The organism is Streptomyces sp. NPDC054961 (assembly GCF_053609145.1).
Genome location: NZ_JBSGWY010000029.1, coordinates 44,020 through 70,990, shown reverse-complemented (window position 1 = coordinate 70,990; position 26,971 = coordinate 44,020). Strand labels below are relative to the sequence as shown.

At 72.8% G+C, this 26,971-nt stretch carries 25 protein-coding genes and 1 riboswitch; of the genes, 19 read left to right on the top strand and 6 right to left on the bottom strand.

Annotated features, from left to right (window positions below; genetic code table 11):
• Positions 1-98: 98 nt before the first annotated feature.
• Positions 99-1,211, top strand: a complete 1,113-nt coding sequence (locus ACWF9Z_RS24525; protein ID WP_453605263.1) for an ROK family transcriptional regulator — start codon at positions 99-101, stop codon at positions 1,209-1,211.
• Between the two features lie 124 nt (positions 1,212-1,335).
• Here ACWF9Z_RS24525 and ACWF9Z_RS24520 read toward each other — a convergent pair whose 3' ends face one another.
• From ACWF9Z_RS24520 to ACWF9Z_RS24510, 3 genes are all read right to left on the bottom strand, one after another.
• A complete protein-coding gene (locus tag ACWF9Z_RS24520; RefSeq protein WP_453605209.1) occupies positions 1,336-2,091 on the bottom strand; it encodes an SDR family oxidoreductase in 756 nt (251 codons plus the stop codon).
• A 61-nt stretch (positions 2,092-2,152) separates the two neighbouring features.
• Positions 2,153-3,073 carry an RNA polymerase sigma factor SigJ gene (gene sigJ / locus ACWF9Z_RS24515; protein ID WP_453605207.1) on the bottom strand — a complete coding sequence of 307 codons (921 nt, stop codon included), beginning with the start codon at positions 3,071-3,073 and terminating at the stop codon, positions 2,153-2,155.
• Between the two features lie 97 nt (positions 3,074-3,170).
• Positions 3,171-5,567 carry a chitinase C-terminal domain-containing protein gene (locus tag ACWF9Z_RS24510; protein WP_453605206.1) on the bottom strand — a complete coding sequence of 799 codons (2,397 nt, stop codon included), beginning with the start codon at positions 5,565-5,567 and terminating at the stop codon, positions 3,171-3,173.
• Between the two features lie 458 nt (positions 5,568-6,025).
• Positions 6,026-6,156, top strand: a riboswitch (FMN riboswitch).
• A 262-nt stretch (positions 6,157-6,418) separates the two neighbouring features.
• On the opposite strand from ACWF9Z_RS24510, the gene ribD reads away from it, so the two are divergent.
• The 10 genes from ribD (at position 6,419) to ACWF9Z_RS24460 (ending at position 15,238) form a co-directional block, all read left to right on the top strand.
• Positions 6,419-7,522 carry a bifunctional diaminohydroxyphosphoribosylaminopyrimidine deaminase/5-amino-6-(5-phosphoribosylamino)uracil reductase RibD gene (gene ribD / locus ACWF9Z_RS24505; RefSeq protein ID WP_453605261.1) on the top strand — a complete coding sequence of 368 codons (1,104 nt, stop codon included), beginning with the start codon at positions 6,419-6,421 and terminating at the stop codon, positions 7,520-7,522.
• Positions 7,523-8,176, top strand: a complete 654-nt coding sequence (locus ACWF9Z_RS24500) for a riboflavin synthase (RefSeq protein ID WP_453605204.1) — start codon at positions 7,523-7,525, stop codon at positions 8,174-8,176.
• Complete coding sequence (locus ACWF9Z_RS24495) at positions 8,173-8,826, top strand: nicotinamide mononucleotide transporter family protein (RefSeq protein WP_453605203.1); 654 nt, start codon at positions 8,173-8,175, stop codon at positions 8,824-8,826. Before ACWF9Z_RS24500 ends, ACWF9Z_RS24495 begins: the two co-directional genes overlap by 4 nt.
• Positions 8,823-10,124 (top strand): bifunctional 3,4-dihydroxy-2-butanone-4-phosphate synthase/GTP cyclohydrolase II, encoded by a 1,302-nt coding sequence (locus ACWF9Z_RS24490; protein WP_453605201.1) that lies wholly within the window; start codon positions 8,823-8,825, stop codon positions 10,122-10,124. The genes ACWF9Z_RS24495 and ACWF9Z_RS24490 overlap by 4 nt, the downstream gene beginning before the upstream one ends.
• An 82-nt stretch (positions 10,125-10,206) precedes the next feature.
• Positions 10,207-10,692, top strand: a complete 486-nt coding sequence (gene ribH / locus ACWF9Z_RS24485) for a 6,7-dimethyl-8-ribityllumazine synthase (protein ID WP_356654284.1) — start codon at positions 10,207-10,209, stop codon at positions 10,690-10,692.
• A 35-nt stretch (positions 10,693-10,727) separates the two neighbouring features.
• Entirely contained in the window at positions 10,728-11,009 is a 282-nt protein-coding gene (locus ACWF9Z_RS24480; RefSeq protein WP_453605200.1) for a phosphoribosyl-ATP diphosphatase, read from the top strand.
• 110 nt (positions 11,010-11,119) lie between these two features.
• On the top strand, positions 11,120-11,968 hold the full coding sequence (gene hisG / locus ACWF9Z_RS24475; RefSeq protein ID WP_453605198.1) for an ATP phosphoribosyltransferase: 849 nt from the start codon (positions 11,120-11,122) through the stop codon (positions 11,966-11,968).
• Between the two features lie 81 nt (positions 11,969-12,049).
• Positions 12,050-12,514, top strand: coding sequence for a PH domain-containing protein (locus ACWF9Z_RS24470; protein ID WP_453605196.1), 465 nt, complete (start codon positions 12,050-12,052; stop codon positions 12,512-12,514).
• A gap of 202 nt (positions 12,515-12,716) precedes the next feature.
• Complete coding sequence (locus tag ACWF9Z_RS24465) at positions 12,717-14,138, top strand: hemolysin family protein (RefSeq protein WP_453605195.1); 1,422 nt, start codon at positions 12,717-12,719, stop codon at positions 14,136-14,138.
• Positions 14,135-15,238 (top strand): hemolysin family protein, encoded by a 1,104-nt coding sequence (locus ACWF9Z_RS24460; RefSeq protein ID WP_453605193.1) that lies wholly within the window; start codon positions 14,135-14,137, stop codon positions 15,236-15,238. The genes ACWF9Z_RS24465 and ACWF9Z_RS24460 overlap by 4 nt, the downstream gene beginning before the upstream one ends.
• An 18-nt stretch (positions 15,239-15,256) precedes the next feature.
• Here the strand turns inward: ACWF9Z_RS24460 and ACWF9Z_RS24455 are convergent, their stop codons facing one another.
• Complete coding sequence (locus ACWF9Z_RS24455; RefSeq protein ID WP_453605191.1) at positions 15,257-17,221, bottom strand: AAA family ATPase; 1,965 nt, start codon at positions 17,219-17,221, stop codon at positions 15,257-15,259.
• A 401-nt stretch (positions 17,222-17,622) separates the two neighbouring features.
• Positions 17,623-18,276 (bottom strand): uridine kinase family protein, encoded by a 654-nt coding sequence (locus tag ACWF9Z_RS24450; RefSeq protein WP_453605189.1) that lies wholly within the window; start codon positions 18,274-18,276, stop codon positions 17,623-17,625.
• 143 nt (positions 18,277-18,419) lie between these two features.
• Here ACWF9Z_RS24450 and ACWF9Z_RS24445 point away from each other — a divergent pair, with 143 nt between their 5' ends.
• From ACWF9Z_RS24445 to ACWF9Z_RS24420, 6 genes are all read left to right on the top strand, one after another.
• On the top strand, positions 18,420-19,856 hold the full coding sequence (locus ACWF9Z_RS24445; RefSeq protein ID WP_453605187.1) for a peptidase C39 family protein: 1,437 nt from the start codon (positions 18,420-18,422) through the stop codon (positions 19,854-19,856).
• Between the two features lie 121 nt (positions 19,857-19,977).
• Positions 19,978-20,499 carry a hypothetical protein gene (locus ACWF9Z_RS24440; RefSeq protein WP_453605185.1) on the top strand — a complete coding sequence of 174 codons (522 nt, stop codon included), beginning with the start codon at positions 19,978-19,980 and terminating at the stop codon, positions 20,497-20,499.
• A 132-nt stretch (positions 20,500-20,631) separates the two neighbouring features.
• The gene (locus tag ACWF9Z_RS24435) at positions 20,632-21,054 is read left to right on the top strand and encodes an SPW repeat protein (RefSeq protein ID WP_453605184.1); all 423 of its coding nucleotides are present in this window, start codon (positions 20,632-20,634) and stop codon (positions 21,052-21,054) included.
• A gap of 137 nt (positions 21,055-21,191) precedes the next feature.
• Positions 21,192-21,344: an SCO1431 family membrane protein gene (locus ACWF9Z_RS24430; protein ID WP_453605182.1), complete on the top strand. Its 153-nt coding sequence runs from the start codon at positions 21,192-21,194 to the stop codon at positions 21,342-21,344.
• A 283-nt stretch (positions 21,345-21,627) separates the two neighbouring features.
• Positions 21,628-22,314, top strand: a complete 687-nt coding sequence (locus tag ACWF9Z_RS24425; protein ID WP_453605181.1) for a TetR/AcrR family transcriptional regulator — start codon at positions 21,628-21,630, stop codon at positions 22,312-22,314.
• Between the two features lie 144 nt (positions 22,315-22,458).
• Positions 22,459-23,631, top strand: a complete 1,173-nt coding sequence (locus ACWF9Z_RS24420; RefSeq protein WP_453605179.1) for an acyl-CoA dehydrogenase family protein — start codon at positions 22,459-22,461, stop codon at positions 23,629-23,631.
• Between the two features lie 329 nt (positions 23,632-23,960).
• Here the strand turns inward: ACWF9Z_RS24420 and ACWF9Z_RS24415 are convergent, their stop codons facing one another.
• Positions 23,961-24,176, bottom strand: a complete 216-nt coding sequence (locus tag ACWF9Z_RS24415; protein ID WP_453605177.1) for a hypothetical protein — start codon at positions 24,174-24,176, stop codon at positions 23,961-23,963.
• 331 nt (positions 24,177-24,507) lie between these two features.
• On the opposite strand from ACWF9Z_RS24415, the gene ACWF9Z_RS24410 reads away from it, so the two are divergent.
• Both ACWF9Z_RS24410 and ACWF9Z_RS24405 read left to right on the top strand, forming a co-directional pair.
• The gene (locus tag ACWF9Z_RS24410) at positions 24,508-25,644 is read left to right on the top strand and encodes a hypothetical protein (RefSeq protein WP_453605175.1); all 1,137 of its coding nucleotides are present in this window, start codon (positions 24,508-24,510) and stop codon (positions 25,642-25,644) included.
• A 154-nt stretch (positions 25,645-25,798) separates the two neighbouring features.
• Complete coding sequence (locus ACWF9Z_RS24405) at positions 25,799-26,902, top strand: phosphotransferase family protein (protein WP_453605173.1); 1,104 nt, start codon at positions 25,799-25,801, stop codon at positions 26,900-26,902.
• Positions 26,903-26,971: the final 69 nt, after the last annotated feature.

The following is a 26,971-nucleotide window of genomic DNA, read 5'->3' as shown; positions in this document are numbered from 1 at the left end:
TGGGTGCCGTGACTCCTGCCAAGGCCCTGACCGCCGCCGCACCCGCACCTGGCACCGCCGCCGCTCCGTCCCCCGCGTCCCCGAGCACGGCCCGCGCCATGAACGACCGGCTGGCCCTGCGACTGCTCCAGGACGAGGGCGCGCTGACGGCCACCGAGCTCAAGAAGCTGACCGGCCTGTCCCGGCCGTCCGTCGCCGACCTGGTGGAACGCCTCACCGAAGCCGGACTCATCGAGGTGGTCGGCGAATCCGGTGAGCAGCGGCGCGGACCCAACGCCCGGCTGTACGGGATCGTCGCGCGGCGGGCCTACCTCGCGGCGCTCGACGTACGGGTGGACAGCGCGGCCGCGGTCGTCACCGACCTGCTCGGCAGGCCGCTGGCCGAGGCGGCGCTGCCCGTCGACGCGGTGGAGGAGGCCGTCGACCGCCTCGAGGAACTCGCCCGTGAGGCCGGCGCGGACCGGCTCCACACCGTGGTGATCGGCGCACCCGGCCTGGTCTCACCGGGCAGCGGGGAACTCGGCGACACCATCGGACTGCCCGCCTGGCACCGGGACCTGGTGGCCGCGCTCCAGCGGCGGCTGCCGGCGACCGTCGTGGTGGAGAACGAGACCAACCTGGCGGCGCTGGCGGAACAGCGCGTCGGAGCCGCCCGGGACGTGGACTCCTTCGTGCTGCTCTGGCTCAGCGCGGGCGTCGGCGCGGCGGTGGTCCTGGACGGCCGGCTGCGCCGCGGGGCCTCCGGCGGGGCGGGCGAGATCGGCTTCCTCCCCGTGCCGGGGACCGGCGGCCTGCCCTCGGCCACGGACTGCGACGGCGGCTACCACGCGCTGGTCAGCCGTGGCGCGGTGGCCGCCCTGGCCGTGGCGCACGGCCTCGACGTCTCCGTCGAGGACGCGCTGGCGGGTTCCGCGGGGGAGGCCGGGGAAGTGGGGGAGGCCGGGGAGGCGTTCCTCGACGCCCTGGCCGAGCGGATCGCGCTCGGCGCGGCCGCGGTGACCGCGGTCCTGGACCCCGGCTGCGTCGTGCTCGGCGGCGAACTGGGCCGCGCCGGCGGCCCCGGGCTCGCGGCCCGGGTCTCCCGCCGCCTCGCCACCCTGACCCCGGTCCCCACCGAGGTCAGGGCCACCGCCCTCGGCGACCCGGCAGTGCTCACGGGCGCCCGGCTGGCGGCCCGCGAAGCCGCCCAGTCGGTGCTCTTCCCGGCCTGACCCCGGGGAACCGGCCGGTCCGGGAGCCCGGGGCGGCCGACGGACCACCGGCCCGAGCCCGCCGGGCGGCGCGCCGGTCGGCGGCACGGCGCCCCGCCGGACCGCCGTCCGGCGGCACGGCCGCTCAGCGGCCCGCCGCGGCCCCCCGCCCCGCGAGGTACTCCGCGAAGGTCCCCTTGCCCACCGCGTGCGAGGGCGTCAGGTTCCCGCCGCGCCGCAACCCGGCGTACGTCTTCCCCGCCAGCGGCACGGTGATCACCCGGCGGCGCTTGCCGGCCGCCGCCAGGCAGGCGCGACCCAGGTCCGCCAGGGAGTGGACCTCCGGGCCGCCCATGTCCGGGACCCGGCCCGCCGGGACCGGGACCGCCAGTTCCACCATCCGGTCGGCGACCTCCTCCACCGCGATGGGCTGGACCCGGACCTCCTTGGGCAGCGGCATCACCCAGGGCAGCTTCGCCGCCGTGCCGACCATCTGGACCACCAGGTCGTGGAACTGGGTGGTCCGTAGGATCGTCACGCCCAGCCCCGAGGCCTCCAGCAGCCGTTCCACCTTCAGCTTGGTGCGGTAGTAGCCCAGCGGGACCTCGTCCACGCCCACGATCGAGATGTAGACCAGGTTGGTGACCGTCCCGGCCCGCCGGACCGCTTCGATCAGGTGCCCGGCGGCCACGTCGTCACCGCCGCGAGGGCTGCTCGCGCAGTGCACGACCACCTCGGCGCCCGCCATGGCGGCGTCCAGCCCGCTGCCGGTCAGCAGATCGACCGGGTACTCCGCGGCCCGCCGGCTCAGGACGCGTACGTCGTGGCCGGAGGCGCGCAGCCGGCCGACGACCAGGGCGCCGAGATTTCCGGTGCCCCCGGTGACGAGGATGGTGCTCATGGTGTCCGTTCCTTCCCTCGGGCGGTGCGGGCGGCGCGCGAAGCGCGTGCACGCGATGCGTTCAGCAGCTGGGACCGGACAGCCCCCCGGAATGTGACAGCTGGCGCAGGACGAATTCCAGCTTCTCCGGGTTCATCACCACCCGCGCCTCGCCGACCAGCCCGTCCTCGAAGTCCACCTGGAGGACTCCGACCCCGCCGAGGAACAGGGCCGGCTCCCCGTTGACCTCCGCGAAGGTGAACGCGAGGTCCAGGGGGTACTTCCGCAGCACGCCCAGCAGGAACCGCGCCACGTTGTTGCGGCCCTCGACCGGCCGCCGCGCCGCGCTGACCACGCCGCCGCCGTCGGACACGTACCGGGCGTCGGCGGCCAGCAGCCCCTCCAGCCGGGCCAGGTCCCCGCTGCGGGCGGCTTCGAGGAAGCCCACCACCAGTCCCTGCCACTGCGCCGGATCCGGCCGGAAGCGGCGCTCGGGGGCCTTGCCCGCGCTCACGCGTCCCGCCGCCCGCCGGTAGAGCTGGCGGCAGTTGGCCTCGGTGAGGTCGAGGAGCCCGGCGATCTCCCGGTGGCCGTACGCGAAGGCCTCGCGCAGTACGTACACCGCGCGTTCCGTGGGAGTGAGCCGCTCCAGCAGCACCAGCAGGGCCATCGACACGCTGTCGCGCTGTTCCGCCGACTCCAGCGGGCCGAGCGCGCCCTCCCCGGTGAGGACCGGCTCGGGCAGCCAGGGGCCCGCGTACGCCTCGCGCCGGGCACGGGCCGAGCCGATCTGGTTGAGGCACAGGTGGGTGACGACCTTGGCGAGCCAGGCACCGAGGTGCTCGATGGAATCGCGGTCGGCGGCCGAGCTCCAGCGCAGGTAGGCCTCCTGCACGGTGTCCTCGGCCTCCGAGGCCGAGCCGAGCATGCGGTAGGCGATGGCGAACATCCGCGGCCGGTGTTCCTCGAAGTCCGCCACGGAGGCGGTGCCCTGTGCGATCACGGCCCGAGCCTACGAAGCCCCCCGTACGCGAGAACGCGGGGACCCGGTGGCCGCCGGGCCACCGGGTCCTCGTCTCCTTCACCAGCCGCCTACTTGGTCAGCAGGCGCCCAGGTCCTTCCAGACACCCCAGTCGCCGGTGGTGCCGGGCTCTTCGTTCTGCGTCCACCACTGGGCCTTCCAGTGGTGGCCCTTGTGGGAGACGAGCGATCCGCCCGTGTACACGTTGCCCGCGACGTAGGCCGGGTCGGCGCAGGTGCCGCCCGGGGGAGTCGTGGGGGGCGTGGTCGGAGGCGTCGTCGGGGGAGTGGTCGGCGGCGTCGTGGGAGGCGTCGTCGGCGGGGTGGTCGGGGGAGTGGTCGGCGGCTGCGTCGCACCGCCCGGCTCGACCACCGTCGTACCGCGGGCCAGGTCGCCGGCGATGCCGTACGTCTTGCCGCCGAAGGCCACCGTCCAGTTGGACGGGGTCGAGGTCGGCAGGTAGTAGACGAAGTCCAGCTGGACCGAGGCGCCCGGGGCCAGCGACTGCCAGGCCGGCAGCTTCAGGGAGACCCGGTTGTAGTCGCCCTTCAGGCCGCCCACGTTGGTGCCCGTGTGGTCGCTGCGGATGATCGTGGTGTTCCAGCCGGACTGGTCCTTGGCGTTGCCCGGCGCGGAGGAGGAGTAGTCGAACTGGAACTCCGTACCGCCCGGCAGGGTCGCCGTGGTGTTGTTGGTGATCGTCAGCTTCGGGCCGATCGGGTAGTTGGAGTCGCCGAGCGGGAAGGCGCCGAAGTCGGCGTCCACCTTGATGGCCTCGGTCGGCATCGTGATCGTGGCGCGCTTGGCGCCGTACGGGGCGGCCGACTTGAACTTGTCGTACATCGCGGTCGTCAGCGTGTCGCCCATCTCGTACTGGCCCTTGGCCGCGTTGTACGCGTAGTCGCCGGCGAGCTCCCAGACCATCGTGCCGCCGATGCCCTTGTCGACGACCCAGTCGGCCTTGGCGTTGACGGACTGCTCGTCCTCGGTGGAGAGGAAGACCTTCTTCTGGGCGTTCCACAGCCACGGCGCCACCAGGGTGGAGTCGTACTTGCGGACGTAGGTGCCGGTCAGCGTGGTGTTCGCCGGGAAGCCGTACTTCGTGACGTAGTCGCCGACGACCCCCTTCTCCAGGTTCTTCGCGTGCCACATCGGGTTGGACCCGGCCGGGGCCTCGACGCCGTTGGTGTCGAGGTCGTGCCACAGGTTGTCGATGCCGACCGCGCCGTCACCGCACTTGGTCAGACCCGCGCCGGCCGGACAGGTGGTGGCCGGGGCCTTGCCCCACAGGCCGTCGGTGCCGCCCTGCACGTTCTTGAAGCCGCGGGTGTAGTACGGCAGGCCCATGTTGATGCGGCCGGCCGGCATGGAGCCGCGGAAGTAGTGGTAGGCCCAGTCCGTGTTCAGGTAGCCGATGCCGCCGTACTGGGACGTCGAGTAGACCCCGGCCGCGGCGAGTTCGCCGTCCTTGCCGTCGTCGAAGAGCTGGGCGTTCGGACCGACGAACTCGTTCCAGGCGCCGTGCAGGTCGTAGGACATGACGTTGACGTAGTCCAGGTACTTCTGCATCTGGAACGTCTCCATGCCCCGCAGCAGGTAGCCGGAGGAGGGGGCGGCGACCGAGAGCAGGTAGTGCTTGCCGTCGGTGGCGCCCGCGCGGTCGAGCTTCTCGCGCAGCGACTTCATCAGGGCCGCGTACCCCTTGACCAGTCCGGCCCGGCGGGCGTTGGACAGCTGCCAGTCCAGCGGGTTGCCCGCGTCCTTCATGGTGGTCGGGTACTCGTAGTCGATGTCGACGCCGTTGAAACCGTAGGTGCGGATGAACTCGACCGAGGAGTCCGCGAAGGTGTCGATGCCGGCCTGGTTGACCGAGCCGTCGGCGTTGGTGGCCATCGAGTAGAAGCCGCCGGAGGCGACGCGGTTGCCGTCGTCGCCGAAGTAGCCGCCGGTCTCCGCCCAGCCGCCGACCGAGATCAGCGTCTTGACGTTCGGGTACTGCTTCTTGAATTTGTTCAGCAGGTTGAAATTGCCCTTGTACGGGAGGGCGGGGTCCATCTCGGCGCCCGCGACACCCGGCCAGGTCATCCCGGTGGCGGAGTTGTTCGCGTTGTCGGCGCCGACCGAGATCTTGTTGTTGCCGTCGACGTGGGCGAAGGCGTAGTTCAGGTGGGTGACCTTGGACCACGGGATGTTGTGGGGCAGGTAGGCCGGCGTGCCGTCCTTGCCCGTGCGCCAGCCGGTGAAGTAGCCGATGACGCGCCGCTGGTGGTCGGCGCCCATCTTCTCGCGGCCCTCGGTGTCGTACACCGAGCAGTACGGGACGTTCACGCCCGGCGTCTTGTACAGACCGTCGGGGCGACAGGTCTCGTGGTCGGCGGCGTGCGAGACGCCTGCCGAGAGGCCCGCGACCAACAGTCCGGCGATCGCGGCGCCGGACGTCAGGAGCATCGCTCTCGTGCGTGCGGGGGACAGCATTGTGCCTCCTGGGGAGGGGAGGATGGCAGGACACAACAGGCCGAGAAGTGGTGCGTGTTGGCCCGCGACGTGCGCACATCTGACGGGCTGTCTCCCGGAGAAGATGAAGGGAACGTTAAGAGGACTAGACCAACCCGTCAATAGGTCTGGACCAAAGCGGAGCCCGCTGCGGCGCGGCTCGGCCGCGGACCGGTCCGGAATCGGGCAGGGGCGGGCGGGTCCGGAGTGGGGTCCGGGTGTGGCCCGGAGTGAGGCTCGGGGCGGGTCCGGGTGCGGCTCGAGGAGGGGTCCGTGACGGGTCGCGGGCGCGGCGCGGGCGGGACCCTGTGGGAGGCGGCCTGAGGGGCCGGACGGAGCAACGGCGACCCCGGAGAGTGACCGCACGTGTGACCTAGGCCACATTGACTCACCCGCATGGCTGCCGATCACCCGTGGCACACTGGCTCTAGTACCAGTAGCAGCGCACTCCGGGGTCGGTGTAATTCCGAACCGGCGGTTATAGTCCGCGACCCGTCCGCAGCCAGCGGCCGGTTGACCAGGTGAAATTCCTGGACCGACGGTTAAAGTCCGGATGGGAGGCAGTGCGCGGCGGGCCAGTCACCGGTACGCCGCCGTCGGCGGTCCATCGGCGCATCCTTCGGGACGCGCCTTCGAGTGGACCGTGTTCTCGGCCTCGGCGTCCCCGCGTGTGCTACCCGCTTCATCTGTCGTATCCCGACAGGCCCCGGAGTCCGTGCCCGATGAGGCAGGAGGACCCGGTGGCGACCCACGCCGACGCGCACGACAGCGGCAACCCCGTCCAGGGCACGGACGGACCGGCGGCCGACACGACCGCCCGTGACACGTCCGCCATGGCCAGGGCCATCGAGCTCGCGGCCCGCGGAACCGGCTCCACCAGCCCCAACCCCGTCGTCGGCTGCGTGATCACCGACGCCTCCGGCGCCGTCGTGGGCGAGGGCTGGCACGAGCGGGCCGGCGGCCCGCACGCCGAGGTCCACGCCCTGCGCGCCGCGGGCCCCGCCGCCCGCGGCGGCACCGCCTACGTCACCCTCGAACCCTGCAACCACACCGGCCGTACGGGACCCTGCGCGCAGGCGCTCGTCGAGGCTGGCGTGACCCGCGTCCTCTACGCCGTCTGCGACCCGAACCCGCAGGCCAGCGGCGGGGCCGCGACCCTGCGCGCCGCCGGGATCGACACCGCGGCCGGACTGCTGGCCGCGGAGGCCGAGGAGGGCAACGCCGCCTGGCTGACCTCGGTGCGGCTCGGCCGCCCGTACGTCCTGTGGAAGTACGCCGCGACCCTCGACGGCCGCGTCGCCGCCGCGGACGGCACCAGCCGCTGGATCAGCTGCCCCGAATCCCGCGACGACGTCCACCGGCTGCGCGCCGAGGCCGACGCCGTCGTCGTCGGCTCGGGCACCCTGCGCGCCGACGACCCGCACCTCGCGGTGCGCGGAGCCGCCGGCCGCTCCGCCGACCAGCCGCTGCGGGTGGTCCTCGACACCCACGCCACCATCCGGTCCACCGCCCGGGTGCTGGACGAAGCCGCGCCCACCCTGATCGCCGTCGCCGAGGACGCCGACACCCGCCACCTGGCCGGAGTGGAGCTGACCCGGCTCCCGTACGACAAGTACGGGATCTCCGTGGACGCCCTGCTCCTGGAACTCCACCGGCGCGGGGTCCGCTCCGTACTCCTCGAAGGCGGCCCGACCCTGGCCGGGGCCTTCGTCGCCGCGGGCGTGGTCGACAAGGTCGTCGGCTACCTCGCCCCCGTCCTCCTCGGCGCCGGCCCGAACGCCCTCGCCGACGCCGGCATCGGCACCCTCACCGAAGCGCTGCGGCTCCGCATCACCGAGACCGTCCGCATCGGCAGCGACATCCGCGTCACCGCCGTACGGTCCGCCCCCACCGTCCTCACCTCCCACACCGCCCACACTGCCCTCAAGGAGCACTGAGTGTTCACCGGAATCGTCGAAGAACTGGGCGAAGTCACCGCAGTCGAGGAACTTCCCGAGGCCTCCCGCTTCCGCCTGCGCGGCCCCCTCGTCACCGAGGGCGCCAAACACGGCGACTCCATCGCGGTCAACGGCGTCTGCCTGACCGTCGTGGAGTGCGCCGAAGGCGAGTTCACCGCCGACGTCATGCAGGAGACCCTCAACCGCTCCAGCCTCGGCGCCCTGGGCAAGGGCTCCCGCGTCAACCTGGAGCGCCCGATGGCGCTGGGCGGACGCCTCGGCGGCCACCTGGTCCAGGGCCACGTGGACGGCACCGGCACGATCCTCTCCCGCACCCCCTCGGAGCACTGGGAGCTCGTCAAGGTCGCGCTCCCGGCGAACCTCTCCCGCTACGTCGTGGAGAAGGGCTCCATCACCGTCGACGGCGTCAGCCTGACCGTGGTCGAGGCCGCTTCCGACTGGTTCACCATCAGCCTCATCCCCACCACCCTCGCGCTGACCACGCTCGGCATCAAGCAGCCCGGCGACCCGGTCAACCTCGAGGTCGACGTCCTCGCCAAGTACGTGGAGCGCCTGCTCGCCGCCGGCGTGACCCCCCAGGCCGGGACCCCTCTGGCCGGACACGTGCCGCACACCGAAGGGGCAGCCCAGTGAGCGCTCTGACCTGGCTCAACACCGAGGCCTTCGCGGTCTTCGGCCAGAAGGTCATCTGGTCCGACATGATCGGCAACCTGATGGGCCTGGGCGCCCTCGCGCTCGGCTGGCGCCGCTCCATATGGACCTGGCCCGCCCAGCTCCTCTCCGGCCTGATCCTCGTCGGCGCCTACGCCTCCGCCCACCTCGCCGGCGGCGTCGGCAAGCAGCTCCTGGTCATCGGCGTCGCCGTATGGGGCTGGCGTGCCTGGCAGCTCGGCAGCCGCAAGGCCCAGGACGGGACCATCGCCGTCCGCACCGCCACCTGGAAGGAGCGCGGCCTCCTGCTGGCCGGCGCGGCCGCCGGGACCCTGGCCGTGGGCGGTCTGTTCACCCTCGTCCCGAGCCTGTCGTGGAGCCCGTGGGCCGACGCCTACATCTTCGTCGGCACCATCGTCGCGATGGTCGCCCAGGCCCGCGGCCTGGTCGAGTTCTGGTTCGCCTGGCTCCTCGTCGACCTGGTCGGCGTCCCCCTCGCCTTCAACAGCGGACTGGCCTTCTCCGGCCTCGTCTACGTCGTGTACTTCGCCCTCGTCCTCTGGGGCGCCTACGACTGGTACCAGCGCTCGCGCACCACCCCCGCCCCGGCCCTGGAAGGAGCAACGGCATGACCCCGAACCCCGTCCTGAAGCCCGTGCCCGACGAGACCTACCCCGAGCCCTTCCGGCTCGACCCGGTCGAGCAGGCCATCCGCGACATCGCGGCCGGGCGCCCGGTCGTCGTCGTGGACGACGAGGACCGCGAGAACGAGGGCGACCTCGTCATCGCGGCCGAGAAGGCCACCCCCGAGATCATCGCGTTCATGATGAGCGAGTGCCGCGGCCTGATCTGCGCCCCGATGGAGGGCCCCGAGCTGGAACGGCTCGAACTCCCGCAGATGGTCCAGCACAACACCGAGTCGATGCAGACCGCCTTCACCGTCTCCGTCGACGCGAGCGGCGCCCACGGCGTCACCACCGGCATCTCGGCCGCCGACCGCGCCACCACCCTGCGGCTGCTCGCCGACGGAGTCAGCGGCCCCGCCGACTTCGTCCGCCCCGGCCACATCTTCCCGCTGCGCGCCAAGCCCGGCGGCGTGCTGGTCCGCAACGGCCACACCGAGGCCGCCGTCGACCTCGCCCGCCTCGCGGGCCTGCGCCCGGCCGGCGCCATCGTGGAGATCGCCGGCGAGGACGGCGTCATGCTGCGGCTGCCGGAGCTCATCCCCTTCGCCCGCAAGCACGGCCTGACGATCATCTCCATCGAGGACCTGATCGCCTACCGCCGCTCCGCCGAGCCCACCGTGCGCCGCGAGGCCCGGGTCAACCTGCCGACCGCCTTCGGACACTTCACGGCGTACGGGTACCGCTCCACCGTCGACGGCGTCGAGCACGTCGCCCTCGTCCACGGCGAGATCGGCGACGGCGAGGACGTCCTGGTCCGGATGCACTCCGAATGCCTGACCGGAGACATCTTCCAGTCCCAGCGCTGCGACTGCGGCCCCCAGCTGCACGCCGCCATGGAACGCGTCCAGGCCGCGGGCCGCGGCGTGATCGTCTACCTGCGCGGCCACGAGGGCCGCGGCATCGGACTGCTGTCCAAGATGCGCGCCTACGAGCTCCAGGAGCGCGGCCGCGACACCCTCGACGCCAACCTGGAGCTGGGCCTGCCCGCCGACTCCCGCGACTACGCGGCCGGCGCCCAGATGCTCGCCGATCTCGGGGTCCACAGCGTCCGGCTGCTGACCAACAACCCCGACAAGGCGGCGGCCCTCGTCCGGGGCGGCATCAAGGTCTCCGACCGGGAGTCGATGCCCATGGAGGCGGGCGAGCACAACCTGCGCTACCTGCGCACCAAGCGGGACCGGATGGGCCACGACCTGCCCTGGCTGGACGCGGCCCAGGCCGCGTCCGCCTGCGGCAACCAGTAGCCGCCGGCCTCCACCCCGCCGGACACACTTCCCCACCAGACACACTTCCCCGTCAGACACCGGAACACCGAGGAGCAGAGCTGTGAGCGGCAAGGGCGCACCCGAACTGAGCGTGAAGAACTGCGGAGACCTGCGAGTCGCCGTGATCGCGGCCCAGTGGCACGAGAAGGTCATGGACGGCCTGGTGGACGGCGCCCTGCGGGCCCTGCACGAGCTGGGCATCGACGAGCCCACCGTGCTGCGCGTCCCGGGCAGCTTCGAGCTCCCGGTCGTGGCGAAGGTACTGGCCGGTCGCGGCTACGATGCCGTCGTCGCCCTCGGCGTGGTCATCCGCGGCGGCACCCCGCACTTCGACTACGTCTGCCAGGGCGTCACCCAGGGCCTGGTACAGGTATCGATCGACACCGGAGTCCCCATCGGCTTCGGCGTGCTGACCTGCGACAACGACGAGCAGGCGCTGGACCGCGCCGGACTCGAGGGGTCAAACGAGGACAAGGGGCACGAAGCGGTCACCGCCGCCGTCTCCACCGCCATGACGCTGCGGACCGTCAGCGAACCCTGGCGCTAGCCGGCACCCGCACACCCCGTATTCTGAGGACCATCATGGCCAACGAACCCTCCAAGAGCTTCGAAGAGCTCTTCACCGAGCTCCAGCACAAGGCCGCCAACGGCGACCCCAGCACCTCCCGCACCGCCGAGCTCGTCGGCAAGGGCGTCCATGCCATCGGCAAGAAGGTCGTCGAGGAGGCCGCCGAGGTCTGGATGGCCGCCGAGTACGAGAGCAAGGAAGCCGCCGCCGAGGAGATCTCCCAGCTGCTCTACCACGTCCAGGTGATGATGGTGGCGCGCGGGATCTCCCTCGACGACGTCTACGCGCACCTCTAGGCCGGAGCAGATCCGCGGAGGCCCCGGCGCACCCTGCCGGGGCGTCCGCGCGCCGGTCACCGCACCCGTACCAGCACACCCTTTCGCACCTACGCATCAAAGGAAGCCCCATGCTGCGCATCGCCGTCCCCAACAAGGGTTCTCTCTCCGGACCGGCGTCGGCGATGCTCCATGAGGCCGGCTACCGGATGCGCAAGGAGTCCAAGGAGCTCGTGGTCGTCGACCCCGGCAACGAGGTGGAGTTCTTCTACCTCCGCCCCAAGGACATCGCGATCTACGTGTCCTCCGGCAAGCTGGACATCGGCATCACCGGCCGCGACCTGCTGCTCGACTCCGGCGCCAGCGCCGAGGAGATCCTGCCGCTCAACTTCGGCCGCTCCACCTTCCGCTACGCCACGATCCCCGGCACCGCGAAGGGCCCCGAGGACTTCCACGGGATGACCATCGCTACCTCGTACGAGGGAATCGTCGCCAAGCACCTCGCCGACCAGGGCATCGAGGCCTCCGTCGTCCACCTCGACGGCGCGGTCGAGACCGCCATCCAGCTCGGCGTCGCCCAGATCATCGCCGACGTCGTCGAGACCGGCACCAGCCTGCGCAACGCCGGCCTGGAGGTCATCGGCGAGCCGATCATGACCTCCGAGGCCGTCGTCATCCGCGGCAACGGGACCGACCCCGAGGACCCGCGGGCCCAGCAGTTCCTGCGCCGCCTCCAGGGCGTCCTGGTGGCGCGCAGCTACGTGATGATGGACTACGACTGCCGCGCCGAGCACCTGGAGCGCGCCGTCGCCCTCACCCCGGGCCTGGAGTCGCCGACCGTCTCCCCGCTGCACAACGAGGGCTGGGTCGCCGTCCGCGCGATGGTCCCCGCCAAGGAGGCGCAGCGGATCATGGACGACCTCTACGAGCTCGGCGCCCGCGCGATCCTCACCACCTCGATCCACGCCTGCCGCCTCTGACGCGCGGGCCGGCCCCCGGTCCGCCGCCCGCGCACCCCGTGATCCGCACCACCTGGCACCATCCGAAGGCATCTGACGAACATGGCCGACGCCACCGCCCAGCCCGTACCGCCCGCCCTCCCGGTCACCTTCCGGCCGACCCGTACCCGGGCCGTCCTGCTGGGCGTCGGCGCCGCCATGTTCATCACCATCACGACGATCGCGCTGATCCTCGAAACCCTGCACCCCGGTGAGCGGATCGCCTTCGTCTTCACCGCGGCCCTGCTCTCCTCCGTCCCCGTCCTGCTCAGCCGCCCCAAGGTGGTCGCCGACGAGGCCGGAGTGACGGTGGTCAACCTCACCACCACCCGCCGCCTGGAGTGGGCGCAGATCCTGCGCGTCAACCTCCGCCCCGGCGACGCGTGGGTGTTCCTCGACCTCAGCGACGGCACCAGCCTGCCCGCCCTCGGCATCCAGCCGGGGGTCGCCAAGGACCAGGCGATCGCCGACGCCCGCGCCCTGCGCGCCCTCGCCGAAACCCGCGGAACCGGCTCGAAGAACGACTGAGCCCGGCCGACCTCGTCGCTGCGTCCCATTGCGGCGGCGATCTCAGTGACTACCCTGGTGTGGGGGCGCGACGATGCGCCCTCCCACCGGCCCCGGACCTCGTGGCCCGTGGGCACCTGCGACTCGAGGAGTGACTCCCTCCAGCAATGGACGGATCGTCCGGTAGTACCCGCGCCGCCCTCCCCCTGTGGGCGGCGGCATCATGACCATCCCGCTACTCCTGCTCGTGGCGGCATTCGCCCTGATCCTCGCCAACGGCTTCTTCGTGGCTGCCGAATTCGGCCTCGTCACGGTGGAGAGACCCGAGGCCGAACGCGCCGCCGCCGAAGGTGACCGCCGTGCCCGCACGGTCGTCGAAGCCCTGCGGGAGCTGTCCTTCCAGCTCTCCGGCACCCAGCTCGGCATCACCCTCACGTCCCTGGTGGTCGGCATGCTCGCCGAGCCCGCCCTCGCCGCCCTGCTGGCCGGTCCGCTGTCCGCGACCGGCCTCCCCGGGGGCGTCGTCCCCGGAGTCTCCGTCGTCATCGGCATGCTGCTCGCCTCCGCCGTCCAGATGGTCGTCGGCGAGCTCGTCCCGAAGAACTGGGCGGTCTCCCGGCCGCTCCAAGTGGCCCGCTTCGTCGCCGGCCCGCAGCACGCCTTCTCCCGGGCCTTCCGGCCGGTCATCGCGGCCCTCAACGCCATCGCCAACCGCCTCGTGCGCGCGCTCGGCGTGGAGCCCACCGAGGAGATGGCCTCCGCCCGCACCCCCGGCGAACTGGTCTCCCTGGTCCGCCATTCGGCCCAGGCCGGCGCCCTCGAACAGGACACCGCCGACCTCTTCGTACGGACCCTCTCGCTGGGCGAGCTCACGGCCCAGCTGGTCATGACGCCCCGCGTCAAGGTCAGCGCCCTCCAGCACACGGCCACCGCCGCCGACGTGCTCAACCTGACCCGCGCCACCGGGCTGTCACGCTTCCCGGTCTACCGCGAGCGCATCGACGAGATCACCGGGGTCGTCCACCTCAAGGACGCCCTCGCCGTGCCCGAGTCCGAACGCGCCCGCACCAGCGTCAGCCGCATCTGCGTCGCCCCGCTGCTGGTGCCCGGCTCCCTGCCCGTGCAGCCGCTGCTGGAACGGCTGCGCAGCGAGCAGCCCATGGCCGTGGTCGTCGACGAGTACGGCGGCACCGCCGGAGTCGTCACCCTGGAGGACATCGTGGAGGAGCTCGTCGGCGAAGTCCGCGACGAGCACGACCTCGCGGAGGACCACCATCCGGAACTGGCCGCCGTACCCGCCGAGGACGGCCGCCCCTCCTGGGAGGCCGACGGCAGCTGCCGCGTGCAGACCCTGCGCCGGATAGGCCTCGAGGTCCCCGAAGGCCCGTACGAGACCGTCGCCGGCCTCGTCGCCGATCTGCTCGGCCGGATCCCCGCCCCCGGGGACCGCGCCGAACTGCCCGGCTGGAAGCTCTCCGTCCGCCAGGTCGGCCGCTTCCGCGCCGAACGGGTCCGGCTGGTGCGCACCGCACCGCTGGGCTCCGGCCAGCCGGACCCGGGCGCGCCGCACGCCGGCGTACCGGCCCCGGGCGGGTCCGACGCACTGCCCGCCCCCGCAGAGCTCCAGTCGGTGGGTGGCCGGTGAACGCGCTCCAACTCCTCTTCGCCCTGCTGCTCGTCCTGGCCAACGGCTTCTTCGTCGGCGCCGAGTTCGCCCTCGTCTCCGTCCGGCGCAGCCAGATCGAGCCCCTCGCGGCCCACTCCAAGCGGGCCCGCCAGGTGCTGCACGGGCTGGAGAACCTGCCGCGCATGATGGCCGCCGCGCAGTTCGGCATCACCATGTGCTCGCTCACCCTCGGCGCGGTCGCCGAGCCGACGGTGGCCCGGCTGCTGGAGCCCCTCTTCCACGCCGTCCACCTGCCCGAGGGCTTGGTCCACCCCCTCGGCTACGCGCTCGCGCTCGCCGCCGTGGTCTTCCTGCACCTGGTCATCGGCGAGATGGTCCCCAAGAACCTCGCCATGGCGGCCCCCGAGAGGACCGCCCTGTGGTTCAGTCCCGGCCTGGTCGCCTTCGCCCGCGTCTGCGGGCCGGTCACCACCGCCCTCGGCGCGTGCGCCAAGCTGATCCTGAAGCTCTTCAAGGTCGAGCCCAAGGACGAGGTCGAGGCCGTCTACACCTCCGCCCAGCTCGGCCGGCTCGTCGAGGACTCCCGGCAGGCCGGACTCCTCGAGCCCGGCGAACAGGAGCGCCTGGAAGACGCGCTGGAGCTGGGCAGCCGCCCGGTCACCGACGTCCTCCTCGCCCCCGACCGGCTGGTCACGGTCGGCCCGTCCGTCACCCCCCGCCAGATCGAGCAGCTGACGGTCCGCACCGGGTACTCCCGCTTCCCCGTCCGCGCGGACAGCGGCGCCTTCATGGGCTACCTGCACGTGAAGGACGTACTGGACCTGGAGGACCGGGAGCGGGCCGTGCCCCAGCGCGTCTGGCGCCGGATGACCACCGTGTGCTCCACCCTCCCGCTCGACGACGCCCTCAGCGTCATGCGCCGGGACGCCACACACCTCGCCCAGGTCGCCGACCCGGCCGGACGGGTGCTCGGCCTGGTCGCCATGGAAGACGTACTGGAGATGCTGGTCGGAGAGGTGCGCGACCCCGCGCACCGCACGGCTCCGCCCGCCCGGCGGGCCGCCCCGGCGCCGTCGGCCGTACCGGCCGCCGTCTCGCGGGACGTCCTGGCCCGCTGACCGGCCGCGGCCCCCGCCCTACAACGGCGGGGGCTCCGGCCGTTCCTGGGGACCCCGGCCCGACAGGACCTCGCCGTAGGCCTGCATCAGGTCCGCCAGCCGCAGCGTCGACAGGTCCTCCCGGGACGGATCGCCGGCGAAGCCCGACAGCCGCAGGTCCCGGTACGCGCAGCTCTTCTCGTACAGGGTGCGCAGGAAGCGGCCGTTGCCGAGCTCGTCGATCCAGCCCTGCTCCACCACGTGCCCGCTGATGCTGCGCAGTTCCTCGAGCGCCTCCGCGTCCCACAGGTCGCCGTTGGCGTCCGCCAGCACCCCGCCGATCGCCGTCAGCTCCAGCGGCCGGTAACTCGGGAAGTCCACCCGGGTGGTGAACCGCGAGGACAGCCCCGGATTGGTGGCCAGCAGGCGGTCCATCCCGGCCGGATAGCCCGCCAGGATCACCACCAGGTGGTCGCGGTTGTCCTCCGCCCGCTTCAGCAGCACCTGCAGGGCCTCGTCGCCGTACGCGTCCCCCTTGCTGTAACCGGAGTTGGAGAGGCTGTACGCCTCGTCCACGAACAGCACCCCGCCGATCGCCGAGTCGATCAGCTCGTTCGCCTTCACGGCGGTCTGCCCGAGGAACTCGCCCACCAGGTCCGCGCGCCCCGCCTCCACCAGGTGGTCGCCGCCGAGCAGCCCCAGCGCGTAGAACACCCGGCCCAGGATCCGCGCGACCGTGGTCTTGCCCGTGCCCGAGGGCCCCGAGAAGACGAAGTGCCGTTTCGGCGGCTGTACCGGAAGCCCCTGGCCCGCCCGCAGCCTGGCCATGTGCAGCTGCGCGGAGAGGGCCTTCACCTGCCGCTTGACCGGCTCCAGGCCCACCATCCGCTCCAGCTCCTCGAGCGCCTCGGCCAGCGCCGCCGGATCCGCGGGACCGGGCGGCAGCCCCGCCGGTCCGGGCTGGGCCGGCAGCGCCACCTTGCGCCGCGCCCCGCCGGGTCCACCGGGCCCGCCCGGGCCCGGCCCCGAGGGCGGGCCACCGGCGCCGTGCCGCGGCTCGGGGGGCTCCGGCGAGGACAGCTGGTCCGGCTCCGCCTGCCCGTCCGCCGCGATGTCCTGGACCGGGCCCGCGCCGCCCAGCGCCACCGCCGCCAAGTCCCCGCCCGAGGGGGACAGGCCGTGCCCGCCGAGCCCCTCGTAGCCCGTGTTCCCCGCGTACCCGGCGAGTCCGTCGGCGTCCTCGCTGTCCTCGATCGCCGTCAGCCGGGCCGCCGTGTCCATGAAGGCCGGGTCCACCCGGTGCACCGCCCGGTACAGCGGCAGGGCCGCCGCGCTGCGCCCGGTCCCCTCGTGCGCCCGCGCGAGCCAGTACCGCAGCTCCTTGCGCTGCGGCTGCTCGCTGCGGCAGCGCATCAGCGAGGCCGACAGCAGCGGCTCCGCCTGCCCGTACATCTCGAGGCGCACCCGGGCCATCCCGCCGAACAGGCCCGCCTCGATGCCCAGCAGCGGATCGTCCACCAGGGAGTCCGTGTGCCGCACCAACTGCTCCCAGTCCTTGACCAGATACGCCCGGCAGGCGTGCAGGAAGCGGACCTGCGGATCGGTGTCCACGGGCGGCAGCGCGGCCAGCGCCCGGTCCAGCTCCGGCACGTGCCGGCCGTCCAGCCAGTGCGAGGCGTGCGCCAGCAGCAGGTCCCGGCGGCTCTCCAGCACCGGCTGCACCCACCAGCCGAGCCAGTACCAGGAGTTCAGCGTCCGCCGGTGGCGGTTCCGTTGCTCCCCGAAGCGGTCCCGGTGGGCGTACATGCGCAGGAGCGCGTTGGTGGTGTCGACCCGTAAGGCGTGCAGGCCGAGCCAGGCGTCGGCCATCGTGGGATCCAGGCGTACGGCCGTCCGGAACTCCTCCTCGGCCTGGGGGTAGGCGCCCATCGTGCAGGCGTCCACCCCTCGCAGCCAGGCGAGTTCGGCCGGGGCGTGTGCGCTGCCCACCGCGGCGAAATCCATCAGGTCCCCCACAAGCCTGTCCCCGTGGTGCGCGGCAACCCCCGTAAAACACACGTGAGTTGTCCCTGCGCCGATGAAATCAGAGGTGCATCGTACCTGCGGTTACGCCCCTTACGTAGGGTGCGGCGAAGACGGTTCGGGTGCGAGCCCCTGGGGCGGGTCGTGACGCAGGGTGAAGGAGTGATGGCTGTCCGGCGCGTGCGAAGGCGGCGCGAAGGCCCGCCGAGGAGCGGACCGCGGAGCGGTCCGGGGCAGTACGAAGCCCCCGATCACGGGGGAACGATCGGGGGCTTCGCGTCTGCGGCGGCCGGTGAGGGCCGCTCCTTCAGAACGTAAGGCCGGTCCGGCCCCCGGGTCAAGGAGGCGGGGAAGGCCTCCGGAGCGCGGATGTCCGAGGCCCCTCAGGCCTGGGGGAGCCCGTCACCCTCGGTAAGGGAAGGGGTGGTTGCGGGGATCCCAGCAGCCCCGGAAGACCACTCGTATCCCGTACCGCTCTGCCGTACCAGCGTGTCCGCGAAGGGGCGTGAAGGATCATCCGAGAAGTGCGCGAGTTCCGCGCGCTCCCATCCGTCCCAGAAGTCGGACAGTTCGCGCCCGTCCCGGTCGCGCCCGCGCCCCCAGGACTTCGCGTGCGGCATTTCCATCCACAGCAGTCGCGCCAGCCACGGGCGCAGCGTCCGGCGCCCGGCGCCGACCCCCTCGACGAGCAGTACGGGAGCCGGCTCCAGCTTCCGCTCCGGGCCGAAGTCCCGTTCGACCCAGTCGTACGGTGCCCAGTGCGCGGGCCGTCCCGCGGCCAGCGGATCCAGCACCTGGACGCGCAGCCGCCGGTCCCAGGCGAAGAGTTCCTCGTGGGTGGCCACGTCGTCCAGGTGCAGTACGGGCGCACCGCCCAGCGCCTCGGCCAGCCGCCCCGCGAAGGTGGTCTTGCCGGAACCGGCGTGCCCGTCGATGCCGATCAGGCGCACCGGCCCGAGGGAGGGCGGCAGGGCGGCGAGCGCGCGAGCGAGCGACTGAAGGGGATGAAGGGGCGGAAGTGACGGCTGAGGCTCCACCCGACCAGCGTAGGGGCTCCCGCGGCGGGCCCGGCCGGCGCCCGCGTCACCCCCGACACGGCCCCGCGGCTTCGGCGTCCGGTACGCGGGAACTGGAAGGGTGGAGCCGTCGACCACCGCAGCTACCCCTGGGGGCCACGCCGATGTCCGCACCCACACCACGCCGTGCCCTGCTGGCCGTCGTCCTCGCGGCCGCCACCGCGGCCACCGTCCCGGGCGGGCGGGCCTCGGCGTCCACCGTCCCGGGCGGCCGGGCCGGGGCCGGCCCGGAGCCCGCGCCCGGCGCCGGCCCGGCAGAGGCTCCGGCGGCCACGGCCGTGGAGGCCCCCGCCGCCGCGGCCACCGGCAGGACGGTGGACAACCGGTTTTGGTACGGATACGCGCACTGGCGGGCCGGGACGCACCAGGGCACCACCCCCGTCGGAGGTGCCCGCCCCGGCCTGGAGATCAAGACGCCGGCCGGCCGCAGCGAGTACGCCGATCCGCACACCGGGAAGAAGAGCACCTGGGAGTACGCCGTCTGGACCTCCCCGGTGCACGCCTCCACCGTGCCCGCCACCGAGGTCATCGCCTCCTGGAACGCCCGCACCCCGGCCGGTACCTGGATCCAGATCGAGCTGCGCGGCACCTACACCGACGGCACGGCCACCCCCTGGTACGTGATGGGCCGCTGGGCCTCCGGCGACGGCGACATCCGGCGCACCTCCATCGACGGCCAGACCGACGGCAAGACCACCGTCTGGACCGACACCGTGGCCGTGGACGCCCCCGCGAGCGGGCTGCGGATCAAGGGCTGGCGGCTGCGCCTGACCCTGTACCGCAAGCCGGGCGCCGAGCGCGGCCCGACGGTGTGGCTGGCGGGCGCCATGGCCTCCGGCCTCCCGGACCGGTTCACCGTCCCGGCCTCCGTCCCCTCCGGCGTGGCCCACGAGCTGAAGGTGCCGCGGTACTCACAGGAGACCCACGCGGGCCAGTACCCCGAGTACGACAACGGCGGCGAGGCCTGGTGCAGCCCCACCTCCTCCCAGATGATCATCGAGTTCTGGGGCCGCAGGGCCAGCGCCAAGGCCCTGACCTGGGTCAAGAAGGGCTACGCCGACCCGCAGGTCTGTCACGCCGCCCGCTCCACCTACGACGCCGCGTACAAGGGCTGCGGAAACTGGCCCTTCAACGCCGCCTACGCCGCCACCTACCGGCAGTTGGCCGGGGTCGTCACCCGGCTCGGCTCCCTCACCGACCTGGAGACCCTGGTCCGGGCCGGCATCCCGGTCATCACCTCGCAGTCCTTCACCGCCGAGGAGCTCACGGGCGCGGGCTACGGCACGGCCGGCCACCTGATGACCGTCATCGGCTTCACCGCGGCCGGCGACGTGATCGCCAACGACCCGAACTCGGCCGACAACGCGTCCGTGCGCCGCGTCTACCGGCGCCGCGAATGGGAGAACAACTGGCTGCGCACCAAGCGAAGGGGCGCGGCGGGCAAGGTCCTCTCCGGTACGGGCGGCGTCTGCTACCTCTACGGACCCGCCCGCCCGAACGCGGGTCAACTCGCCGCGTTGCGGGCGGTGGGGGTCTTGTAGGCGCACGGGCCAGCCCCCGTCCACGAGGGCGAGGGGCCCTCCCGGCAGACCTGAGGCGTCCGCGGAGGTCCCGGGCGGCGCAGGCCGCGCGGGCTCCGGCGCGGGGGCGCATGGTGGAGGGGTGACCCCCGACGCACCCAGGGGTGCCGTCCGCGCGGCGAGGCGCTCGAAGCTCTTCTGGACCGGCATCGTCCTCATGGTCCTGGGTTTCTCCGCGCTCACCGCGCTGACCCTCGTCACCGTGTCGGCGCACCCGCCACCCGGAGAGACGACGGTGGTGTCCACCGTCACCGCGCCCCCTCCCGACCCGCTCGTCGGCTCCGAGGAGGCCTCGCCGGCCCTTTCCGCGAGTCCCACCAGGTCCGGTGGGGCTCACGCGGCCCCGACGGCGTGGCCGCCGCGACCGACCGACGCGCCACCGGCCGCCGTCGCGACCGAGACGCGGACCGTGACGGTGGGGCCGACGGTGACGGTGACCGAGAAGGTGATCGAAAGGGTCACGACGACGGCCCAGGAGAGCGGGGGAGGCAAGGTCGAGTGGGCGCTCGCCGGCGCCGCGTTGCTGACGGCGTTCTCCGGCGCGACCTCCACCGCCGCCGGGGTGCGCAAGGACCGCCGACGGTCGCAGTCCCGCAGGCGGTAGCCGGTCCGGAGGTCGGTCCGGTAGCCGGTCCGGGAGCCGTGAAATTTCTCGTTGACCCGCATGCGTGACAAGTGGACCATAGTGGAATAAAGGGCACATAAAGGCTTCACGCTTCACGAGGAGGCGGCCCCCATGACCACCCACAGCATCGAACACCACCCCGACCTCGCCGAGATGCGCACCCGGTTCGAGCGCGTCACCAGCACACCGGGCGCCCAGGCCGTCGAGGCGCTGGCGCTGATCACGGGTCTCTACATCGCGGCCTCGCCGTGGATCGTCGGATTCAGCGGACTGAGCTCGTTGGCGGTCAACAACCTGATCGCCGGTCTGGCGTACTGCCTGTGCATGAGCGGGCTCGGCTCGGCCTACGAGCGCACCCACGCCATGGCCTGGACGGGGGTCGCCCTCGGAGCCTGGACGATCGTCGCGCCGTGGGTCATCGCGGGCAACGTCGACACGACCCGCACCGTGGTGAGCAACGTCATCGCCGGTGGCGTCGCCCTCTGCCTCGCCCTGGCCATGGCGGCCATGGCCGGCCGCAGCCGCACCACCTGACCGTGCCCGCACGGCCGCCCGGCCGTGCCCGCGCCCCTCGCGCCCCCGGCCCGCCTCCGCGGCCGGGGGCGTGAGACATGCCACCCGTGACCGTCGTCTCTACCGCGAGGGGCGCCATCGCTGTCACATTGGACGGCATGACCGCACACAGCGCAGCCCCGACCTCCCGTGCCCGCGACCTGGTCCGCACCGGCGGCCCCGAGGACGGTTCCTCCTGGCTGGAGCACGTGCTCGGCTGGACCCTGGTCGTCGTCGTGGCCATGTTCGTCACCCAGGTCGGCTGGATCTGACGGTCCCCACGGGCGCCGCGGCCTCCGGTCCGGGCGCGACCCGCCGGTGCCGGCCCGGAACGCCCACCAGCCCGTAGACCCCCGCCCTCGACCCGCCCCCGCCCCCGTGATCGCCGCGGCGGCCACCCTGGGGATCGCGAGGCCTCCGGCCGCAGGCCGTCGGTCGTCCGGCCGCACGGGGGAGGCCGGGCCCTTGCTGCTCAGTCGGGAGGGGGAGGCCTTCTCGGCGCACCGGTCTGCGATACTGCGGGCATCCTGTGGCGCTTCGAGGCTAGGGCTGAATTTGAATAATAGTCAACAGCGCGGAACGACCGGACGTTCGCAGGTTCGGCGGGCCGAACTCATGGCGATCGGGCGCAAGTTGTTCGCCGACACCTCGTACGACGCACTCTCCATGGACGACATCGCCCAGCACGCCGGCGTCGCCAAGGGCCTCATCTACTACTACTTCAAGAGCAAGCGCGGCTACTACCTGGCCATCGTCGAGGATTCCGTCGCCGAGCTCGTCGCCCGCGCCGCCGCCGACGGCGACGTCCCCGACGCCGAGCGGGTGCGCCGCACGATCGACGGCTACCTGCACTACGCCGAGCACCACCAGGCCGCCTACCGCACCATCGTCACGGGCGGGGTCGGCTCCGACTCCGAGGTCCTCGCCATCCGCGACGCCGTCCGCGAGGAACTCGTCGGGACCATCGCCGAAGGCGCGTACGGCAGCCGCACGATCCCGCCGGTCGCCCGGCTGGCGCTGGTCGGCTGGCTGTCGGGGGTCGAGGGCGGCACGCTCGACTGGATCGGCTCGGCCGAGGTGCCCGGCCGTCCCGACCGCGCCGAGGTCGGCGCCCTGCTGGTCCGCATGCTGCGCGCGACGCTGACGGTGATCGGGGAACTCGTTCCCGAGTGCCCGGCCCCGCCCGTGGCGGAGAGCGATCTCCCGGGCGGTGATCCCGTACCCGTGACGGGAAGCCCCTGATCGGGCATACTCAACCGCCGCAGCCACTTGAACAGGACCTTCGCGCGATCCGGGAGGGCACTATCGGCTGTGAGCCCCGAGACCCGGCGACGCGTACCACCCTCACGCGCCGCCCCGTGCTTGACGAATGAGGAGAGCGCCGCCATGACCGACCGCGCGCCGCACCAGGTGGACCGGCAGCTGCCCACCGAGGAGTCCCGCGACCTGCTCGCGCTCGTACGCGAGATCGCCCAGCGGGAGATCCGGCCCCTGGCCGCAGACGAAGAGGACGCGGGCCACTTTCCCCGCGACGTCTTCCGCCTGCTCTCGGAGGCCGGGCTGCTCGGTCTTCCGTACGCCGGCGAGTTCGGTGGCGGCGAGCAGCCCTACGAGGTCTACCTCCAGGTCCTCGAGGAGCTGGCCGCGGCCCGCCTGACCGTCGGGCTCGGCGTCAGCGTCCACTCGCTCGCCTGCCACGGCCTGGCCGGCTACGGAACCAAGGAGCAGCAGGGCGCCCACCTGCCCGCGATGCTCGGCGGCGGCCTGCTCGGCGCGTACTGCCTCTCCGAGCCGGGAGCCGGCTCCGACGCGGCCTCGCTGACCACCAAGGCGGTCCGGGACGGCGACGACTGGATCATCGACGGCACCAAGGCCTGGATCACCCACGGCGGGGTCGCCGACTTCTACACCGTCCTGGCCCGCACGGGCGCGGACGGCCCGAAGGGCATCACGGCCTTCCTGGTCCCGGGTGACGTGGCGGGCCTCACCGCGGCGGTCCCGGAGAAGAAGATGGGCATGAAGGGCTCGCCCACCGCCCAGCTGCACTTCGACGGCGTACGGGTCCCCGACACCCGCCGCATCGGCGAGGAGGGCCAGGGCTTCACCATCGCCCTCGCCGCCCTGGACGCGGGCCGCCTCGGCATCGCCGCCTGTGCGATCGGCGTGGCCCAGGCCGCCCTGGACGAGGCCCTGGGCTACGCCCTGGACCGCAAGCAGTTCGGACACCCGATCGCCGACTTCCAGGGCCTGCGGTTCATGCTGGCCGACATGGCGACGAAGATCGAGGCGGGCCGCGCGCTGTACCTGGCGGCGGCGCGGCTGCGGGACGCGGGCAAGCCGTTCTCCCGCCAGGCGGCGATGGCCAAGCTCTTCTGCACCGACGCGGCGATGGCCGTCACGACGGACGCGGTGCAGGTGCTCGGCGGCTACGGCTACACGGCGGACTTCCCGGTCGAGCGGCTGATGCGCGAGGCGAAGGTCCTCCAGATCGTGGAGGGCACGAACCAGATCCAGCGCATGGTGATCGCCCGCCACCTGGCGGGCCCGGAATCCCGCTAGCACCCGCGACCCGCTGAACCCCTCCGGTCACCGCGCAGGTGCTGTGGCCGTGAGGTGAGGTGAGGTGAGGTGAGGTGCCGTAGCGGTCGCCGTGACCCGGTGACCCGCTCCGAGTGCGGTGTCAGGCCGGTCCTCGGCCCGGGGGTGCGGCCGGATCGCGACCCGTGTGTGCGCATGGCCAGGGGTGGACGCACGAGCCGCACTCGACGGCTTGTCCGTCTGCTGCGGCATCCGCTGAAGTACCCGCTGAGGTGCCCTCTGGGGTGCCCCCTGAGGTGTCCGGCCGCTGAGGTGTCCGGCCGGCGGCGGCCCGCTCGCGCGGCGGGCGGTCAGGCGCCGAAGAGGGGCCCGCTCGGCCAGATGGGCGAGGACGTGATCTTGGACCACTCCGGATCGCGCCGCCCGGGCACGGTCCGGCCGTCCTCGGTCCAGCGGGTGAGCAGCGCGCTGTAGATGGGCGGGTCGGCGGCGAGCTGAACCGATTCTTCGTTTCCTGCTGCCGGTGCCCGTCGGCGGCGCCCCACCTTCGGCGTGGAAGTCTCCATCGTGGTCATACCGGGCCAACGCGCCACCGGAGCCACGGGTAACCCCGCCCATCCGTTCGACAAGCCCCCCGTTTCCCTCTCTTCGTCGGGTGCGGCGGCCTCCGCCGGGCGCGTCCGGGCCCGCCGGGAGGTGCCGGCCGGCGCCGGCCGGGGGAGTGCGGGGGAGTGCGGGCACGGCCGCGGGGCCACGGTCGTGAACCGCCCCGCCGGTTCCCGCCGCACACCGTGCCTTCCTGACAGTTCGTGCCACAACTCTGGCCGACGCCACCGAATCTGACGTACCGTCATTTCCGCCCAGGTGCCACCCGTACACCGCCCCGGAGGTTTCGTCATGCCCGCCGACCGCCCCATATCGCTCGACGAGTACCCCATCCACCAGGCCCCCTTGTCGATGAAGCACCTCGTCACCGGCGACCGCAACGCCTACGACCGCTGCATCTTCCACGTCTTCGACCACGCCGGCCGCGCCGTCCTCATCGTCGGCCTCGGGGTCTACCCCAACGCCGGTGTCATCGACGCCTACGCCACCCTGCGCGTCGGTGACGAACTCCTCGCCGTCCGCGCCTCCGACGCCCTGACCGACGACCGGATGAACCTCTCCGTCGGCCCGCTCCGGATCGCCGTCGACGAACCCCTCAAGCGCATCGGGCTCACCTGCGCCGCCGACCCGGACGACCCCGACGGACTGTCGTACGACATCAGCTGGACCGCCGAGTTCCCCGCCCTCTGGGAGCCGCACCACACGCAGCGTCGCGGCGACCGCCTCCTCCTCGAAGGCCGTCGCTTCGTCCAGGCGGGGCACGTCACCGGCACCCTCCGCGCCAAGGGTGAGGAGTACGTCCTCGACGCCGCCGAGTGGACCGGGACCCGCGACCGCAGCTGGGGCGTCCGCCCGATCCCCGGGGAGGACGGCGGCCGCGCCGCCGAGGAGTACCGGCCCGAGGGCTTCCACTGGCTCTGGATCCCCGTCCGGTTCGAGGACCGCTTCCTGATGGTCATCGCCCAGGAGGACGCCGACGGCCTGCGCAACCTCAGCGAAGCCGTCGAGGTCTTCCCCGAGGACAGCGGCCGTCACGACGTACAGCTCGGCTGGCCGCACACCGACATCCGCTACCGGCCCGGAACCCGCCACCCGGTGAGCGCCGTCGTGCACCTCACCGACCCGGCCGGCCGCAAGCCCCTCGAACTGGGCGTGGAGATCCTGAACTCCTCCCCGCTCGCGGTCGGCGCCGGCTACCCGCCCGCGTCCGACTGGCAGCACGGCACCTGGAAGGGCCGCGGCTGGACCGACCGCCGCGTGTACGACCTCTCGGACCCCGCCGCCCACCCCATGGCCGCCTTCGGGGTCACCGACCACTCGGCCCGCTTCACCCTCGACGGCCGGACCGGCTTCGGCATCTTCGAACACGGCAGCTTCGGCCGCCACGACCCGAGCGGCTTCACCGACTACGGCTCCGTGGCCCCGTAGCGGCGGCGGACGGGACGAAAGCCGGCCGGAGCGGGCCGGAGCAGGCAAGCAGGCCGACAGGCCGGCCGGCACCGGGCAGGCCAGGCGGCAACGGCCGGCACCGGGCAGGTCAGGCAGGTCAGGCAGTCAGGCAGGAACAGGAAGGGGTATCCCCATGGCAGGACCGGCACCACGCCCCCGCACCTCCACCCGCGAACCCGAGGAACTCGGCCGGCGCCTCGCCGCCTGGCTCGACACCGAGCTCCCCGGCGCGAAGGTCACCAACGTCTCCGTCCCCGGTTCCAACGGCATGTCCAGCGAGACCCTGCTCTTCGACATCGAACACCCCGACGCCCCCGTCCGCGCCTGCGCCCTGCGCCTCGCCGCGGACCCGGCCGCCTACACCGTCTTCCCCACCTACGACATGCCCCGCCAGCACCGCGTGATGAGCCTGGTCGCCTCGCACACCGACCTGCCCGTCCCCCGCGTCCAGTGGCTCGAAGAGGACCCGGCTCCGCTCGGAGCGCCCTTCTTCGTGATGGCCCGCGCCGAAGGCCGCGTACCGCCCGACGTGATGCCCTACACCTACGAGGGCAACTGGCTCCACGCCGCGACCGACGCCGAACGCGCCCGACTCCAGGAGGCGAGCGTCTCCCTCCTGGCCCGGCTCCACGACCAGTTCCCGCCCGAGGAGGCGCAGTTCCTCCTCCCCGAGGGCGACGGCAGCCCGCTGCGCCGCCACGTCGACGCCCAACGCGCCTACTACGACTGGGTGGTGACCGGAAAGTCCAGGTCCCCGCTGCTGGAACGGGCCTTCGACCGCCTCGAAGACCTCTGGCCGGCCGACGAGGGCGGCCCGGCCGTACTCAACTGGGGCGACGCGCGCATCGGCAACGTGATCTACGAGGCCGACGGCTTCGCGCCCGTCGCCGTCCTCGACTGGGAGATGGCGGCCCTCGCCCCGCGCGAGGTCGACCTCGGCTGGACGGTCTACCTCCACCGCTTCTTCCAGGACCTGACCGTCGGTTTCGGCCAGCCCGGCCTGCCGGAGTTCCTGCGCCGCGACGACATCGAGCGCCGGTACGCCGAACTCACCGGGCACACGCCGCGGGACATGGAGTTCCACACCCTCTACGCAGCCCTGCGGCACGGGATCGTGATGCTGCGCATCGCCTACCGGCAGGCGCACTTCGGCGAGGTGGAGGTCCCGGCGGACCCGGACGGCCTGATCCTGCACCATGCCAGCCTGGCCGCCATGGTGCAGGGAACGTACTGGTAGCCCGTACGCGGGAGTTCGGCCGCGGAAGTGGACGCGCGGAAGCGCTGAAGCGGGACGTGGGTGCGGGAC